Source organism: Pseudomonas koreensis, assembly GCF_024169245.1.
Lineage (GTDB): Bacteria > Pseudomonadota > Gammaproteobacteria > Pseudomonadales > Pseudomonadaceae > Aquipseudomonas > Aquipseudomonas koreensis_F.
Genome location: NZ_JALJWP010000001.1, coordinates 3,494,010 through 3,510,168, shown reverse-complemented (window position 1 = coordinate 3,510,168; position 16,159 = coordinate 3,494,010). Strand labels below are relative to the sequence as shown.

Genomic DNA, 16,159 nt, shown 5'->3' with positions numbered 1-16,159 from the left:
CTTTACTCGATCAACGGCACTTTCGCCGCGCGTTTGTACGGGCCGTATTCCACCGGCACCCACTGGAAATGTTTGCCTTCGGCGGTGATGTGGCCGATCCCCGGGAACGGCAGATGCGCTGCCGTTACCCAGGTCTTGCTCGCTGCCGGAGCGCTGAACACGGCCTGCCGACTGCTGATCGCTTGCTGACTGTTGACGTCAAAAGCGATCGACACTTCCGGATGCAGAAACTGCACCGCGAGGTTGTGCACCAGATCGCCCATGAACACGATGCTCTGCTGCTGCGACGTGAAGCGGTAAGTGGTGCTGCCCGGCGTGTGCCCGGCTTCGAGGGTGGCTTCGACCAGTCCCGGCAGTGGCGACTGCCCGGCGGTAAAAGTCTTGAAGCGACCGGCGGCAACGTAGGGCGCCGTCGAATCCTGGGCAATTTTGAAAAACTCTTTGGCGCCGGCCGGAGCCTTGGCCAGCGCTGCCGGATCGAGCCAGTAATCGGCCTCGGCTTTGGCCGCATACACGGTGGCGTTGGCGAACAGCGGTTTTTTCTCTGCATCGACCAGACCACAGACGTGATCGAGGTGCAGGTGCGTCAAGAGAATCGTGTCGACCTGCTCAGGCTTGTAGCCAGCGGCCTGCATGTTGGACGAAAGCTGCCCGGCGGTGGCGCCGATGCACTGCCCGGCGCCGGTATCCACCAGAATCAGCTGTTTGCCGGTGTTGACCAAGAATGCATTGAACGCCGTCTGCACGCCGGGGGTTTCAATCGAACGGCGGGCGAGGAGCGCGCGAATCTGGCTCTGGCTCATGCCCTGCAACAACTTCGGCGACAAATCGTTGTAACCGTCGAACAACGCGGTGACTTCGTAATCACCCACCGCCAAGCGGAAATAACCCGGCGCCTGAGTGCCCACCTGCGGTGCCTGCCCCATCGCGCCGGACATTGCCAGCATGACCGCCAGAGTCGTCGCTGCTTTTACCCTGCCTTTCATTGCATTCCCCTTTGATCCTGGCCGACGCCGGCCGCGCTTTATCGACATCGTCGCGTAAAGCCCGGGCGCTGACTTGCAAGGATGTGCTGAGTTCCAGCCTGAGCGAGGAAATTAACAACGATTAACTCGTCAGTCTCACGGTCCCGCCCAACAATGAAGCCCTCTGCGCAGCGTTGCTTTTTTGACCTGAGGGAATGCGCCGACCGTGCCTTCCCCACCGACACGGACCTTGGCCATGGCTTATCTACAGCAAACCGTCGCCCTCGCCCCTGCCTGCGAACCGCGGAAAAACGCGACTGGCGGACTCAGTCCGCAGCGCGAGCGCCAGATCAAACAGTTGATCCTCGAGCGCCTGGGCGAAAGCCTCGAAGTGGCTGAACTGGCCCGGGCCTGTTCACTGTCACGCAGTCATTTCTCCCGCGCGTTCAAGTGCAGCACCGGCCTCTCGCCACAAGACTGGATTCGCACCCAGCGTCTGGCCCGGGCCAAGTTGCTGATCCAGCACACCGACCTCAGCCTGACGCAGATCAGCCTGGAGTGTGGCTTCTGCGATCAGGCGCACTTCTGCCACATGTTCACTCGCAGCGAGGGCATCAATCCGTTCGCCTGGCGCTGTCGAGTCATGGGCAAACTGAACAACAGCGCCGCGCAGCCTGCGGTGTTTTGACTGCTGCCGTTACGCCACCCGTTGCACTGATGCTCAAACCTGAGGATTATGCCCGGACACCCCGGATCAGACGGCCTGCGCATGCGCCAAGGTCTGATTCGCCCTGTCCGCCGCATTACCGCAGGAGCGCGCTGTTGAGTTTTCCCCCGAATCAGGCCATTGCATTTGGCCCCTATCGGATTCATCCCGGGCAACGACTGCTGATTGAAGGCCAACAGCCTTTGCGCCTGGGACGGCGGGCGATGGACATCCTCCTGATTTTGCTGGCCCACGCTGGTGAAGTGGTGAGCAAGCAGCAATTGATGGCCGGGGTCTGGCCAGACAGTGTCGTCGAAGACATCAACCTGCGCGTGCACATGGCGGCGCTGCGCAAGGCGCTGGGCGACGGGCAGAACGGGCAGCGCTATATCGTCACCGTGGCGCAGCGCGGCTACAGCTTTGTCGCACCGATTGTGCTCGACAGCATCGAACAGAAACCTGCGGTCGCTGTGGCCAGACACAACCTGCCGCTGCGCCGTACGCGAATGATCGGTCGCCAGCCGGTGGTCGATCACCTGATCGCGCAACTGCCGCGCCGACGCTGCATCACCCTGGTCGGCCCCGGCGGCATCGGCAAAACCACGGTCGCCCTGCGCGTCGCCGAGCAATTGATCGGCCAGTATCGCGACGGTATCCGCCTGGTGGATCTGGCGCCCATCGCCGATCCCGCACTGATCGGCTCGCACCTGGCAGCGCTGCTCAATCTGTCGGCAGCTGAAGGCGATGCGCAGGCTTGTCTGGTCGATGGTCTGCGTGATCGGCAAATGTTGCTGGTAATCGACAACTGCGAGCACTTGATCGATGCGATCGCGGCGCTCAGCGAGCGGATTCTGCGCGGCGCGCCCGAGGTGCATATCCTCGCGACCAGCCGCGAGAGCCTGCGCGCTGAGGGCGAGTTCGTGCAGCGTCTGGAATCACTCGAATGCCCGTCCATGTCGACCGCGATGGAGCCGGCCCAGGCGCTGGGCTTTGCTGCGCTGCAATTGTTTGTCGAACGCGCCACGGCGGCCAGGGAAAACTTTCAACTGAGCCACGCCGAGCTGCCGCAAGCGATCGAGATCTGCCAGCGCCTGGACGGCATTCCGCTGGCACTGGAACTCGCCGCCGCGCAGGTGAGCGAATTGGGCATGGACGGACTGCTCAAGCAATTGCGCGAGGGTTTGCCGCCGCTGTCAGCCGGACAACACAGCAGCGCCGAGCGCCATCTGACTCTGCGCGCGACGATGGACTGGAGTTTCAACCTGCTCAACGCCTGCGAGCAAACCTGTCTGCGCCGTCTGGGGATTTTCCGCGGCAGTTTCAACCTCGCCTCCGCGGCGGCAGTGGTCATTGGCCAACAGATCGATCCCGGTGCAGTGTTCAACGCAGTCACGCAACTGGTGGCCAAATCCCTGCTTAGCGTCGAAGTAGGTGATGAAGATGTTTACTACCGCTTGCTCGACACCACGCGCCACTACGCACTGGAAAAACTCGAACAGGCCGACGAGCTCAGCGCAACCCGCTTACGCCACGCCGAGCGCTGCCTGACATTGATGCAACGGGCGCAAGCGGATTGGGACAACACCCCGACGGTGCTGTGGCTGGAACGCTATGCCCGGGGTCTGGAGGATTTGCGCGCGGCGCTGGATTGGAGCCTCAACGGGCCGGGACCGGATGAGCTGGGTGTGCAACTGGCAGCCGCTTCGGCACCGTTGTGGCAGGAGCTGTCGCTGTTGCGCGACTACAGCCGCCATGTGCGTCGCGCACTGGTGCTGATCGAGGAAACATCTGCGCCCTGCCCTCGCCTGCAAATCGCCCTGAAACTGGCGCTCGGCAGCGCCAGCTATCACACCTGGGGCGGCACGCCACAAACCATCCAGGCCTTCGTCGACGCCTGCCAATTGGCCGAGAAACACGGCGATCTCGCCGGGCAACTGCGTGCGGTGTCCGGGCACATGGCGGTCAATCTGAGCTGCGGGCATTACCGCATGGCTTTGGCCCAGAGTGAGCAATTCGACCGAATCGGCGTACACGGCGAACCGCTGCTATCACTGAGCACACATCGCTTGCGGGTGCTGGCCCTGCATTATGCCGGCGACCAACCGCAGGCGCGCGCGCATGCCGAGCAAGTGCTGCAACGCATGGCCCACAGCGGCCATCTCAATCGCTTCACCCATGGTTTTGGCGTGCAATACGACCAGAGCGTCGCCTCGCTGACGGTGCTGGCACGGGTGCTGTGGCTGCAGGGCCTGCCCGAGCAGGCTTGGCGCGCGGCACGGCAGGCGCTGGACATTGCCGTGCAGATCAACCACGGCACCTCGATCTGCTACACCCTGGCGCTGGCCAGTTGCCTGATCGCTCATTACAACGGTGAACGCGAAACCGCCCGCGCTCTGCTGCAATTGCTGCTGGAGCAATCGCAGAAGCACTCGGTGCTGCTGTTCAATAATTGGGGCCGGCACTACGCGCAGGTGATCGATCCGGATAATGCCGCGCCTGTGTCAGCGCAGAGCAGTGGTCTGATCCGCGAAGTCATGGTTACGCTGGATGAGCGCTTTGTCGATGAGGCACTGGTGGAGCGGGCATATAGCGGCGATGCGGGATGGAGTGCGGCGGAGATATTGCGCGGGCGGGCGGCGGCATTGTTGAAGGGTTCAGAGACTCCCCTTCGCGAGCAGGCTCGCTCCCACAAGGGTTCGGTGTCGGGCGTAGATTCTCAGTTGGGTGCGGATTCCTGTGGGAGCGAGCCTGCTCGCGAAGCGGCCTTCTCAGACAGCGCTGAAATCCAGGAAGCAGAACGAACGCTGCAACAAGCCTTGACCATCGCCAGAAGCCAAGGCGCGCTGGCCTGGGAACTGCGCAGCGCCAAGGTTCTTGCTGAACTGTGGCAGCGCCAGTCTCGCCATCGCGAGGCACTGGATCTGCTGACCCCCATCTACCAGCGCTTCACCGAAGGCTACGCTACTCCGGACTTGCGCAAGGTGCGTCGGCTACTCGACCGTCTGCGCGACCAGTGCCCGGCCTGACGCGTTGCGTATGCGGCTGAGATAGCGCGCATGGCGATGTTCCAGTTCGAGCCTCTCGTCGCTGCGTTGGAGCTGATCGCGCGCATAGCGGCGCACGGTGTTGAGCATCCAATAGCGCACCGTTGCATGGACCGGTTGCTGGATCAGCAACGATTTGCGTGCCAGCCCTTCGATTATCGCGCTCAGCCTGGAACCGGCCAGATCCACGCTGCTGATCACGCTCAGTGCGGCCTCCAGAGTAAAGCCCGTGCTGAACACCGACAGACGCAGCAGCACTTGCTGCTCCATTTCTGTCAGGCATTGATAGCTCCAATCGATAGCAGCAGCCATCGACTGATGGCGCGGTTCCGCGGTGCGCCGGCCTTGGCCGAGCAACTGCAAACCGTTTTCAACCTGGGCCTGTAAGCCGATCAAACCCAGTGCGTCGATCTGCGCCGCGGCGAGTTCGATCGCCAGCGGCAGACCGTCCAGTTGACGGCAAATCTCGCGCACGCCCGGCAAATCCTGTTCACGCAAACTGAAGCCATGCTGCCGCGCCCGCGCGCGATTGACGAACAACTGCACCGCCGGATAGCCCATGGCTTCTTCGACGGTGTTCAATGTCGAGCGCTTGGGAATCGCCAACAGCGGGACGTAATGAACGGTCTCCTGCGCGACTCGCAGGGGTTCGCGGGCGGTGACCAGAATCGACAGACGGGGCGCAGCATGCAACAGGGTTTCTGCCAGAGCCGCGCAGCTGTCGCGCTGGTGGTCGCAGTTATCCAGTATCAACAAGGCGTGCCGGCCGGTCAGGGTGAAAAAGTCTGTCTTAAGGATGTGCAACAGGTGTTCGAGCAATGGTTTGCCGGCTTCGAGGCCAGCAAGATCGACCCACCAGGCGCCATCGCGAAAGTATTGCAGCAGCAATTCCGCCACGCGCAGTGCCACAGTGGTTTTGCCAACACCCGGCGCACCGGTAATTGTCATCAAGCGGCACACCGGCATTTGTCGAACCAGACTCCCGACCAAGGCATCGCGCCCGCTGACTGGCGTCAGTCGTGCTGGAAGATTGTGCAGAGCCGTGAGCGCGGCGACGGGCGTGGGCAGCGCATCACTTGTGTGCCGCTGCACCGGGGCGACAAAACTGTAGCCGCATTGCGCCACGTGAATGATGTAACGCTGCCCGTTGGTGCCGTCGCCCAGTGCGCGCCGCAATGCCGCGATGTGCACCCGAAGATTGATCTCTTCGACGATCGACGTCGGCCACACTTGAGCAATCAATTGCTCTTTGCTGACCACCTCGCCCGCGTTATCGAGCAGCACCTGCAGAATGTCCATGGCGCGCCCGCCCATGCGCAGCGGCTGCTCTCCTTCAAGGACCAGACGCTGGCGCACATGAAAGGCGTAGGGGCCAAAACGCAGCACCGAACCCTGGTTTGTGTCGTTGTGATTATTCATGCCAGACATCTTGGCACCCTTGCGTGACGATACAACCGCCACAGCCGACACAGTACGGACATCCGGCTGCGCCAGACGGACAGAACCGCTCTAGCTGAACTGTTCCCGGTACTGCAAAGGCGTAAGGCCGAGCTTTTCGGCGAACAACGAGCGCATGTGCCGGACACTGCCGAAGCCACTTTTGTAGGCAATGGTTTTGAGGGGCAGATCGCTGGTCTCCAACAGGTTTCGCGCGCAGTCAATGCGGGCGTTCTGCAGGAATTCCATCGGCGTCATGTTGACGTCACGAGTAAACAGACGAGCGAAGTGGCGTGCGCTCATGTTCGCCAATCCGGCCATGCGCTCGACGGTGAAGGCTTCGTCCAGGTGTTCAAGCACGTAATTCTGCGCGCGGGTGATGGGCGTCTCCTGCGGAGAGACTGCCGCCATCAAAGGGCTGAACTGCGCTTGTCCGCCTTGGCGCTTCATGACCACCAACAAGACCTTGGCCACGTCCTGAGCGATTTTCTTGCCGTGATCTCTGGCCACCACCGCCAGTGCCAGGTCGATGCCGGCGGTCACCCCACCCGAGGTGATCAGATTACGATCCTCGACGTAGATCTGATCGGTGGTCACCGTGGTTTTCGGAAAGGCCTTGATCAGCCGCTCGGTGTAATTCCAGTGCGTGGTGACGCGATAACCGTCCAGCAAACAGGCATGGCCGAGGATGAACGCGCCAGTGCAAATCGAACCGTAGCGTTCGGCGCGCGGCACGGCGTTTTTCAGCCAGGTGAACAGCTGCGGAAATCTCTGGTTGTAAGCACCGGGTCCGCCGGGCACCAATAACAGGTCATAGCGTTCGGCCGCTTCGTCAATATGCAGATCAGCCTGGACCTGCACGCCATTGGAAGCCCTCAGCAAGCCGCGCTCCGTGCCCACCGTCGTCAGTTGATAATGCAAATCCGGTTTCAGATAACGGTTGGCGACTGAAAACACTTCCAGCGGCCCGGCCATGTCGAGCATCAGAAAGTCAGGAAACAGCACCATTGCCACGGTTTTCATGGGAGGCATCACACATTTCAGGGGTAAATACGCACGCTGCAACCCGGGCATTATGGCCAACTCAGGCGTAATCAGCGCACACGAATGGGTGAACCATAACGCAAAACTGTCAACCTGAGCCGGACAGTCTTTCAATTTCCATCTACTTATTGCCTTGTCCGGTAACCAGTAACCTTCTCCTCACTCGGACGAATTCACGTCCCGCCAGGAGATTTCATCATGCTGACTCTTCGCAAAGCCTCCGATCGCGGCCTCGCCAATCACGGCTGGTTGAAGTCGTTTCACACCTTCTCTTTCGCCAGCTACCGCAACCCGCGTGAACAAGGGTTTTCCGACCTGCTGGTGATCAACGATGACCGGGTCGCCGCCGGCAAAGGTTTTGGCCAGCACCCGCACCGCGACATGGAAATCTTTTCCTATGTGCTCGAAGGCGCGCTGGAACACAAGGACACCCTCGGTACTGGCTCGGTGATCCGCCCCGGTGATGTGCAATTGATGAGTGCCGGCAGCGGCGTGGCGCACAGTGAGTTCAACCACTCGGCCACCAAGCCCGTGCACTTTCTGCAAATCTGGATCGTGCCGGACGTCAGCGGCGCCAAACCGCGTTATCAGCAGGAGCACTTCAGCGCGCAGAAAAAACGCGGTCGCCTGCAACTGATCATCTCGCCGGATGGTAACAACGGCTCCCTGAAAGTCCGCCAGGATGCGCGGGTCTATGCCGGGTTATTCGACGGCAAGGAAAGCGCCACGCTGAAATTGCCGGCCAATCGTTACGCCTACGTGCACGTTGCGCGTGGCAGCGTCGAACTCAACGGCCAGACCTTGCAGGAAGGCGACGGCGTGCGGGTTCGTGAAGAACAGCTGCTCACCTTGAGCAACGGCGTCGATGCCGAAGTGCTGGTATTCGACCTGCGCCCACAGGAGTTGCCTGAAATGCCATGATTTGGCGCGCTGCAGAACGGCCTTCCAATGAAGGCCGTTTTTTATGGCGGCGGCACTGTTGAGGGTTGTACGACCGGTTTGGGTGACGATACTTCTTTGCCAATCTGAATCGCCGCAAGCGTGGTTTGTATTGTGCTCAACACCGCCGCCTGATTGGCGAAATGCGCGCCTACCAGCAACGAAGCCACGCCGAGGAAATGCACGGTGGTGGCAGCCCAATAGTTGGCCTTTACCGTTGATGCCTGCCTGATCGCTTCCCGCGATTCGTCGGCGATTTTCTGCACGCCCATCCACATCAGGTCATAACGCTTGTCCCGTTCCAATAGGGCCTTGTTCTGCTCTGCCTGAGCAGCAAGGAACCCGCGAATGTCGGCGCGCATTTCTGCTACGCGGCCGTCCATTCTCGTCTCGATGGTTTCTATCCTGGCATCGAATTCTTCGCGGCTTAAAGTGCTCATGATTTGCCTGTCCCGACCTGCGTCCGATCTATCCGTAACTGCATAATGACTCACTTCCCTGATTTTCAATTCGACACCTTTGTGTGGCTACCGAGGCCTTCCCTGGCGCTTCGTTTCGATGCGGGCCTGAGGTCTGCATCGAGCTGCGGTCACAATAGAATTCATCAGTGTCGACGACAAGCCGGCCCATTCTGCCTCGGACGTAGGCTGTTTCGTCAGACGTTGTAGCCTCGGCAAAACCCTGAATCCATTATTGGTTTTCCAGCGCAAACGCCTCAACGATCTGTTCGATAACGGCCCGCACCCGCGCGGTGTGACGCAGGTCGGCGTGGGTGACCAGCCACACTTCATACGGCAGCGGCCGGGTCCGCTCCGGCCAGAGTCTGACCAGGCCGTCGCGCTCGCCCATGTACACCGGAATTTCCCCTACACCCAGGCCGGCGGCAAGTGAGCGACGCACCAACAGGCTGGAACTGAGCGTCGCGACGATGCGCCCTTTGTTCAACGGTTCGGAGACCAGGGTCAAATCTTTTTTACTCTGCAGATAGGGCTGATAAACCACCAGATCATGCCCCTCGAAAGCACTGCCGGGCCGCGGTTCGCCATGGCGGTCGACATACGCCTTCGCTGCGAAAAGTCCTACAGGCCAACGGGCGATTCGCCGGGCGATGAGATCCGGGTTATCCGGCCGGGTATTGCGCACGGCGATATCCGCCTCGCGCTTGGCCAGACTGAGGATTTGCGTCGAGGCATCCAGCTGGATTTGCACATCAGGATGCTGATCATGCAGGCTCGCCATCGCCGGAATAATGAAGTCGATGGCCAGCGAGTCGGTGGTGCTGACCCGCACATTACCGATCAGACGATCATCCAGCCCATGGATGTGCCGCTCCAGCTCAAGCGCCGAGTGCTCCATTTTTTCCACACTTTTGAGCGCCGCTTCACCGACTGCGGTCAGCGCGTAGCCATCCGAGGTGCGCAGGAACAGCGTCGCGCTCAACGATTTCTCCAGCGCAGTAACGCGGCGTCCGACCGTGGCCTGATCCACGCCCAGAATCCGCGCAGCACCGCGCAATGTCGACTCACGACAGACCGCCAGAAACACCCGCGCATCATCCCAGTTCATACCATCCTCTTCGAAACATTTTTGCATCAGTGTGCCGCTTAATCGCTGCATATGCGCAGCAACGATAGCCGATAAGCTGAGCGCCATACACCTCTTGTGAGATCGCAATCATGCGTACATCAAACTCTTCCGGCATCTGGCTGCCGATCTTCGCCGGACTTTGCGCCAGCCTGGTCAGCATCGGCCTGGCGCGTTTCGCTTACACGCCCTTGATCCCTTCGCTGATTCAGGCGCAGTGGTTTTCGGCTAATGATGTCGTCTATCTCGGCGCGGCCAATCTGGTCGGCTATTTGATCGGTGCCCTGCTCGGTCGGCCCATGGCCCACCGACTGGGTAATCGCAATGCCTTGCGCCTGATGATGCTGGCGGTCACGGCAGCATTTTTTGCCTGTGCTTACCCGTTGTCGGTGAGCTGGTTCTTCGGCTGGCGTTTGCTGTCCGGCATTGCCGGCGGCGCGATCATGGTGCTGGTTGCGGCAACCGTGCTGCCACACGTTCCGGCGTCGCGCCGAGGCTTGGCCAGTGGCGCAATCTTCCTTGGCATCGGCCTCGGGATTGCCGGCTCCGGAACCCTCGTGCCGCCGCTGCTGACGCTTGGCTTGCAGGCAACCTGGCTGGGACTGGGCGCGCTGGCGCTGTTGCTGACCGCGGTGAGCTGGTTCGGCTGGCCTGCGGATACCACGCATGCCGTGGCTGCGCACGCAACGTCGGCTGATGAGCCAACACCGCCGGGCGTTTACCTGTTATTCGCTCAATACGCGTTCATGGCCGCCGGGCTGGTGCCTGCAATGGTGTTTCTGGTGGATTACGTAGCGCGTGGATTGGGTGCCGGGGCGCATATCGGCGCGATGGTCTGGGTCATGTATGGCCTGGGGGCGATTGTCGGGCCGATGACTTACGGGTTTCTGGCTGACCAGCTTGGCGCCCGTACTGGTATTCGACTGGTGTTGGTAGTGCAAGCCATCGCCCTCGGTTTGCTGGCCGTCTCCCATTCATTTCTGGCGCTGGCTTTACTGGCGGTGATTCTCGGCTCGTTCCCGCCGGGCATCGTTCCGCTAGCCTTGGCCCGGGTGCATGAACTGGTGCCGTCGCATCACCGTCAGCAGATCGCGTGGAGCCGTGCCACTGTGTCATTCGCAACCTTTCAGGCGCTGGCCGGGTTTGCCTATTCGGCATTGTTCAATACCTCGGGCGGCCAGCACACGCTGCTGTTTGTGATCGCCGCTGGCGCGATCGTCGTCGCTCTACTGCTGGAGCAAGCCATGCGCTGGCTGCCCTCTACAACTGAATCCCGTTGCGCGGCGAACTGAAGGGAATCATTGCGCGTTGCCAGTGCTCCCATCTACACGACCTTTTTCACAGGAATCGACTATGTCACTGCCCAATGAAATGACCCGTATCGAAATCACCGAGCCCGGCGGCCCTGAAGTATTGCAAGCCAGACGCGTGCCTCTGCCAACCGTTGCCGAAGGTCAGGTGCTGATCCGCGTTCACGCCGCCGGTATCAATCGCCCCGATGCCTTGCAGCGTGCCGGCAAATACCCGATGAAACCCGGCATGGACCCGATTCCTGGCCTGGAAGTGGCTGGCGAAGTGGTTGCACTGGGGGCCGGAGTTACGCGGTTCGCTGTGGGCGATCGTGTGTGCGCACTGACCAATGGCGGCGGATACGCCGAGTATTGCGCGGTACCAGCCGGCCAGACTTTGCCTGTGCCGGATGGAGTCGATTGGGTCCAGGCCGCCGCGATTCCGGAAACGTTTTTCACCGTCTGGGCCAACCTTTTCGGCCTCGGCGCCGCCAAGACAGGCCAGCGCGTGCTGATTCACGGTGGCTCCAGCGGTATCGGTACCACAGCGCTGATGCTCTGCCGTGAATTCGGTATTGAGGCGTTCGCCACCGCCGGCAGTCCTGAAAAATGCGGCGCAATCAGTAAACTTGGCGGGCAGCCGATCAACTATCGGGAAGAAGATTTTGCCAAGGTCATTGCCCAGAAGACCGCAGATCAGGGCGTGAACGTGATTCTCGACATCATGGGTGGATCGTATTTGAACGGCAACATCAGCACACTGGCCATGGACGGGCGTCTGGTAATGCTCGGCTTTCTTGGCGGCGCCCGCGCCAACGACATCGATCTGCTGGCGATCCTCGGCAAACGCGCGGTGGTCACCGGTTCGCTGCTGCGCGCGCGTACCGCTGCGGAGAAAGCCGCCATCGCCGATCAACTGCAAGAACACGTTTGGCCTGCCCTCAGCGCCGGGCGCTGCCTGCCGATCATCGACAAGGTTTACCCGCTGGCTGACGCAGCTCAGGCCCATGCCCGCATGGAGGGCGGCGACCATATCGGCAAGATTGTGCTGCAAGTGGTGTGATCGATTGCAGCATCTTGTAATCGTTGGGCGTGCACGGTGGTCGAAAAACAGTCACGCGCAGACCGAGGCATCTGGTAAAAAGCGTTCTTTGTCTGCGCCGTGGTGAAACGATTGATGTTCCTGTCCTTCCTGACTCGTCTGCGACGCCGCCGCCTGGCGTACGCCATGATGGCCGCGCTAATTATTGGTGTGCCGACGAGTTGTGCGGTGCTGGAACACACCGAGCGCAAACTGCTGTTCCGCATCGAACCCGGCACCGCCGGCTGGTATCGCGGTCTGCCCGGCAGCGTTCAGGAACTTGATCTGCAACCGAAAAGCTTCAAGGCCGGGCAGAACATCCATGCCTGGTGGTGGCCGGCCGAACGTGCCAATGCGCCAGCGATTCTGTACCTGCATGGCGTGCGCTGGAACCTCACCGGGCAATTGTTTCGCATCGAACAGCTGCGCGCGGCGGGTTATTCGGTGTTGGCTATCGACTATCGCGGGTTCGGACAGAGCAAGGGCGATTTACCGTCCGAAAGCAGCGTTTATGAAGATGCCCGGGTGGCCTGGGAGCGCTTCCAGCTGCTGCAACCCGATCCGAACAAGCGCCTGATCTACGGCCATTCTCTCGGTGGCGCAGTGGCGATCGATCTGGCGGCTGAGCTAGGGCAGAACGCAGCGCGCAACCACACGCCTCTGCCAGTGCGTGGGCTGGTCATCGAGTCTACCTTCACTTCTCTGGCCGACGTAGCTGCCGCAGTGGCCAATACTTCGCTACCGGTGCGCTGGTTGCTGTCGCAGAAATTCGATTCCATCGACAAGATCGCCGACATTCACATGCCGCTGCTGGTGGTGCATGGCTTGGCTGATGCCTTTGTACCGCCGCGCTTCAGTGAGCAGCTGTTCAATGCCGCTGAGCAGCCCAAGCGCCTGTTGCTGGTGCCAGGGGCAACTCATAACAACAGCATGGCGCTCGGTGGCCAGGGTTATCGCAAGGCTCTGGATGCACTGATGCAGACCAAAGCGGCGCCGCGGGTTGCCGGGCCGGCAGTCGCCAAGGGCTCTCGCGATTCCTGAACTGTGTAATCAGTCCTGAGAAACCGGCATCAGCGCCGAGCCAACTCATGGCGTACGCATTGCTCGTAATAGGTCTGCTTGACCGCGGCCGGTTTGAGCTTCGAACTGCTGTTGTAAGTCTGCTCGGTAATCCCCATCGCGGTCATGCGCATCCAGGGTTGCTGGAAGCGGCGGACCTGCAACTGCTTGCGTGCGCCGTACAGCGAAACCCCGGACAGCTTGGATTGCTGCGCACCGGCAGCAATGTCCGAGCCCCAGGTGCAGGCAAAGCGATGGCCCTTGCTTAACTCTTTTGCCTGCACTCCCGAGGCGATCAAAGCCAGGGAAAGCGTCGCAACGGTGATCACAATCGTCCGCATATAGCCAACCTAACCTTTTGAAAAAAGGCGATTTTGCCGGGGTGGATTGCGTCTGGGGGCCAGCAATTTGCCTGCTGTCGGGATATTTTTCATCAGGTGAAATTCGCCGCTCGTCCACTACCGCGCACCTTTGGCAGGCAGGCCTATCCAACGCAGTACATCCCACCGCGCAGAAGACCCAAGTGATGAACAAGAAAATCCTCGCCCTGTCTTTTTTCAGCCTGTGCCTGATCGGCCCACTCCACGCCTGGGCAGCCGAAACGACAGCGGGTGCCGCCACCCCTGCCACCGCCCTGCCCGGCGTCAATCACGCAGAAAGCTCAAGCGATCATGATGAGAAGGCGAACAAGAAAGGTGAAGAATCGTCAGGCGCCAACGCGGGCTCAGAGCCGCATGAGACGGAAAAGGATGCGGCGACGTCGAGCGACTCCGAAGATCTTGAGAAAAAACCCGCTCAGTAGAGTTGTCGATAAATAAAAAGGCCAATGTCACGGACATTGGCCTTTCTTTCTCAGCGTCGCGGAGAATGGTTCATCATTGCTTGTTGCACTGAGCCCCCAGGCCCATCCCCATGGAACCCAGAGCGACCATTGGGCCGCTCGGCAGTTCGCACGTGTATTCACCACCTTCGGTTTGAGCGGTGTAGAAGGTTGTATTGAAGTCGCTGCGGATGTTGGAAACCTTGATTACAGGCTTGCCGATGGTGGTCTGTGCTCGATTCTTGAGATCACTCTCTCCCGGCTTGACGGTCTGGCATCCAGTGACCGCGAGCGCCAATGTTGCGAATAAAGCGAGAACCGGGATAGTCCTTGATGAGTTCATGCAGATCGACCTTTTTGATTTTCATACCGGAAAAATTCTGGCAATAAGCTGCCAAGCGAAAGGACTTTAAAGTCGAGCCGGGACAGGGGCAATTAGGTCGGATGTGCTAATGGCTGAAGGCTAGCGGCGCTCGATGAGGTTTCGCAACAGATTTCGGGGCGGCCCGCCGCTGCTGAGCAGTTTGGTCATGTGCGGCATAGTGAACGCTCCACCACTTGCCATCGTCGGCAGTACGTGGCGTTATCCTTTGACGCACACCAGCTGACGCAAGGTGTGCAGCACTTCCACCAGCTCACGCTGGGCATGCATGACTTTATCGATGTCCTTGTAGGCCATCGGAATTTCGTCGATGACCGCTTCGTCCTTGCGACACTCCACATGGGCGGTGGCGCGGATCTGATCGGCGACGGTGAAGGTATTCTTGGCCCTGGTGCGGCTCATGGTGCGGCCGGCGCCGTGGCTGCAGGAACTGAACGATTCTGTGTTGCCCAGACCGCGAACGATAAAGCTCTTGGCGCCCATCGAGCCCGGAATAATCCCCAATTCACCTTTCTTCGCCGACACGGCGCCTTTGCGGGTGATCAGTACCTCCTGACCAAAATGCCGCTCTTTCTGCACATAATTGTGGTGGCAGTTGACGGCCTCCAGCGCCACTTCGAACGGCTTGCGGATGATCTGCCGCGTGGCCTGAATCACTGCGCGCATCATCAGTTCGCGGTTCTGTCTGGCGAAGTCCTGCGCCCACCCCACTGCTTCCACGTAATCATCAAAGTGCTGGCTGCCTTCTTCGAAATAGGCCAGGTCACGGTCCGGCAGGTTGGCAATGTGCTGACGCATATCGGCTTGGGCCATCTGGATGAACAGGTTGCCGATGGCGTTGCCGACACCACGCGAACCACTGTGCAACATGAACCACACCCGGTCGGCTTCATCCAGGCACACTTCGATAAAGTGGTTGCCGCTGCCAAGTGTCCCCAAGTGCCCACGGTTGTTGGTGTTGGCCAGTTTCGGATACTTGTCGGTGATCAATTTGAAGCGCGGCTGCAAACCTGCCCAGGCCTGATCAGCCTGCTGCGGGACCTCGTCCCAAGCGCCTTTGTCTCGCCGCGACCGACTCAAACTGCGGCCATGGGGAACCGCCTGTTCAATGGCGCTGCGCAGTCCGTGGAGGTTATCCGGCAGATCCGAAGCCATCAGCGATGTACGCGCAGCGATCATTCCACAACCGATGTCGACACCCACCGCTGCGGGAATGATCGCGCCCACTGTTGGAATCACGCTGCCGATCGTCGAACCCTTGCCCAAATGCACGTCAGGCATCACCGCCAGATGCTTGAAGATGAAGGGCATTTTCGCGGTGTTCATCAATTGTGCACGGGCTTCATTTTCTACCGGAACGCCTTCGGTCCAGAGTTTGATTGGCTTGCCGTTGGCGACTTCGAGGAGTTGGTAGGTTTGGTCTTTCATATCGGTTGTCCTGTTCGTTTCCATCAGCTGAAATCGCAGGCACGAAGTGAAGTGCAGCGCCCTGATCACACAGCCTCAATGATTACCGTAGAAAAAATGAATTAGCCGGCTGATCTCTCGGTCAAGAATTATGAACGTAGTAAATCTGACGAGGTAACAGCAATGACTATCCAGGCAGAGACACTCGTACAACTGACCGAAGCGCTTCAAGAGCGCGGCATGAAGATGGTCTCAGACGTCCACTTTACGCGCGCGCCATACCGATACAACCACCGCTGGATCTGCATAGTAGAGTGAACATGCTTGCTGCCGGCGCCTGGATCGAAACGTCCAGCCGCCGGCGCCTTATGGCTTCGCCCACTCAAAACCAGATGACCGCCT

At 60.1% G+C, this 16,159-nt stretch carries 15 protein-coding genes; 7 read left to right on the top strand and 8 right to left on the bottom strand.

Annotation, left to right across the window (positions count from 1 at the left end):
* Window positions 1-2: 2 nt before the first annotated feature.
* A complete protein-coding gene (locus J2Y90_RS15735) occupies window positions 3-986 on the bottom strand; it encodes an MBL fold metallo-hydrolase (RefSeq protein ID WP_429459484.1) in 984 nt (327 codons plus the stop codon).
* Between the two features lie 235 nt (window positions 987-1,221).
* On the opposite strand from J2Y90_RS15735, the gene J2Y90_RS15730 reads away from it, so the two are divergent.
* A complete protein-coding gene (locus J2Y90_RS15730) occupies window positions 1,222-1,653 on the top strand; it encodes a helix-turn-helix domain-containing protein (protein WP_253500751.1) in 432 nt (143 codons plus the stop codon).
* Window positions 1,654-1,787: 134 nt separating this feature from the next.
* Window positions 1,788-4,697 carry an ATP-binding protein gene (locus J2Y90_RS15725; RefSeq protein ID WP_253500750.1) on the top strand — a complete coding sequence of 970 codons (2,910 nt, stop codon included), beginning with the start codon at window positions 1,788-1,790 and terminating at the stop codon, window positions 4,695-4,697.
* Here J2Y90_RS15725 and J2Y90_RS15720 read toward each other — a convergent pair.
* Both J2Y90_RS15720 and J2Y90_RS15715 read right to left on the bottom strand, forming a co-directional pair.
* Window positions 4,662-6,134 carry an ATP-binding protein gene (locus J2Y90_RS15720; protein ID WP_253500749.1) on the bottom strand — a complete coding sequence of 491 codons (1,473 nt, stop codon included), beginning with the start codon at window positions 6,132-6,134 and terminating at the stop codon, window positions 4,662-4,664. The genes J2Y90_RS15725 and J2Y90_RS15720 overlap by 36 nt on opposite strands.
* A gap of 90 nt (window positions 6,135-6,224) precedes the next feature.
* Window positions 6,225-7,175: a GlxA family transcriptional regulator gene (locus tag J2Y90_RS15715; RefSeq protein WP_253505176.1), complete on the bottom strand. Its 951-nt coding sequence runs from the start codon at window positions 7,173-7,175 to the stop codon at window positions 6,225-6,227.
* A gap of 219 nt (window positions 7,176-7,394) precedes the next feature.
* On the opposite strand from J2Y90_RS15715, the gene J2Y90_RS15710 reads away from it, so the two are divergent.
* Entirely contained in the window at window positions 7,395-8,117 is a 723-nt protein-coding gene (locus J2Y90_RS15710; protein ID WP_253500748.1) for a pirin family protein, read from the top strand.
* 41 nt (window positions 8,118-8,158) lie between these two features.
* On the opposite strand, the gene J2Y90_RS15705 is transcribed toward J2Y90_RS15710, so the two are convergent.
* Both J2Y90_RS15705 and J2Y90_RS15700 read right to left on the bottom strand, forming a co-directional pair.
* Window positions 8,159-8,575, bottom strand: coding sequence for a hypothetical protein (locus tag J2Y90_RS15705; protein ID WP_253500747.1), 417 nt, complete (start codon window positions 8,573-8,575; stop codon window positions 8,159-8,161).
* Between the two features lie 250 nt (window positions 8,576-8,825).
* Window positions 8,826-9,701, bottom strand: a complete 876-nt coding sequence (locus J2Y90_RS15700) for a LysR family transcriptional regulator (RefSeq protein WP_253500746.1) — start codon at window positions 9,699-9,701, stop codon at window positions 8,826-8,828.
* A gap of 110 nt (window positions 9,702-9,811) precedes the next feature.
* Here J2Y90_RS15700 and J2Y90_RS15695 point away from each other — a divergent pair, with 110 nt between their 5' ends.
* The 3 genes from J2Y90_RS15695 to J2Y90_RS15685 all read left to right on the top strand — a co-directional run bounded on the left by J2Y90_RS15695 (window position 9,812) and on the right by J2Y90_RS15685 (window position 13,130).
* Window positions 9,812-11,011, top strand: a complete 1,200-nt coding sequence (locus J2Y90_RS15695; protein WP_253500745.1) for a YbfB/YjiJ family MFS transporter — start codon at window positions 9,812-9,814, stop codon at window positions 11,009-11,011.
* A gap of 61 nt (window positions 11,012-11,072) precedes the next feature.
* Window positions 11,073-12,071: an NAD(P)H-quinone oxidoreductase gene (locus J2Y90_RS15690; RefSeq protein ID WP_253500744.1), complete on the top strand. Its 999-nt coding sequence runs from the start codon at window positions 11,073-11,075 to the stop codon at window positions 12,069-12,071.
* A gap of 114 nt (window positions 12,072-12,185) precedes the next feature.
* Window positions 12,186-13,130 (top strand): alpha/beta hydrolase, encoded by a 945-nt coding sequence (locus J2Y90_RS15685; protein ID WP_253500743.1) that lies wholly within the window; start codon window positions 12,186-12,188, stop codon window positions 13,128-13,130.
* A 29-nt stretch (window positions 13,131-13,159) separates the two neighbouring features.
* On the opposite strand, the gene J2Y90_RS15680 is transcribed toward J2Y90_RS15685, so the two are convergent.
* A complete protein-coding gene (locus tag J2Y90_RS15680; protein ID WP_186565465.1) occupies window positions 13,160-13,489 on the bottom strand; it encodes a hypothetical protein in 330 nt (109 codons plus the stop codon).
* A gap of 185 nt (window positions 13,490-13,674) precedes the next feature.
* Between J2Y90_RS15680 and J2Y90_RS15675 the strand changes: the two genes are divergently transcribed.
* Window positions 13,675-13,950, top strand: coding sequence for a hypothetical protein (locus tag J2Y90_RS15675; RefSeq protein WP_253500742.1), 276 nt, complete (start codon window positions 13,675-13,677; stop codon window positions 13,948-13,950).
* A 73-nt stretch (window positions 13,951-14,023) separates the two neighbouring features.
* Here the strand turns inward: J2Y90_RS15675 and J2Y90_RS15670 are convergent, their stop codons facing one another.
* Window positions 14,024-14,311, bottom strand: coding sequence for a hypothetical protein (locus tag J2Y90_RS15670; protein WP_253500741.1), 288 nt, complete (start codon window positions 14,309-14,311; stop codon window positions 14,024-14,026).
* Window positions 14,312-14,551: 240 nt separating this feature from the next.
* The gene (locus tag J2Y90_RS15665) at window positions 14,552-15,778 is read right to left on the bottom strand and encodes an RtcB family protein (protein ID WP_253500740.1); all 1,227 of its coding nucleotides are present in this window, start codon (window positions 15,776-15,778) and stop codon (window positions 14,552-14,554) included.
* Window positions 15,779-16,159: the final 381 nt, after the last annotated feature.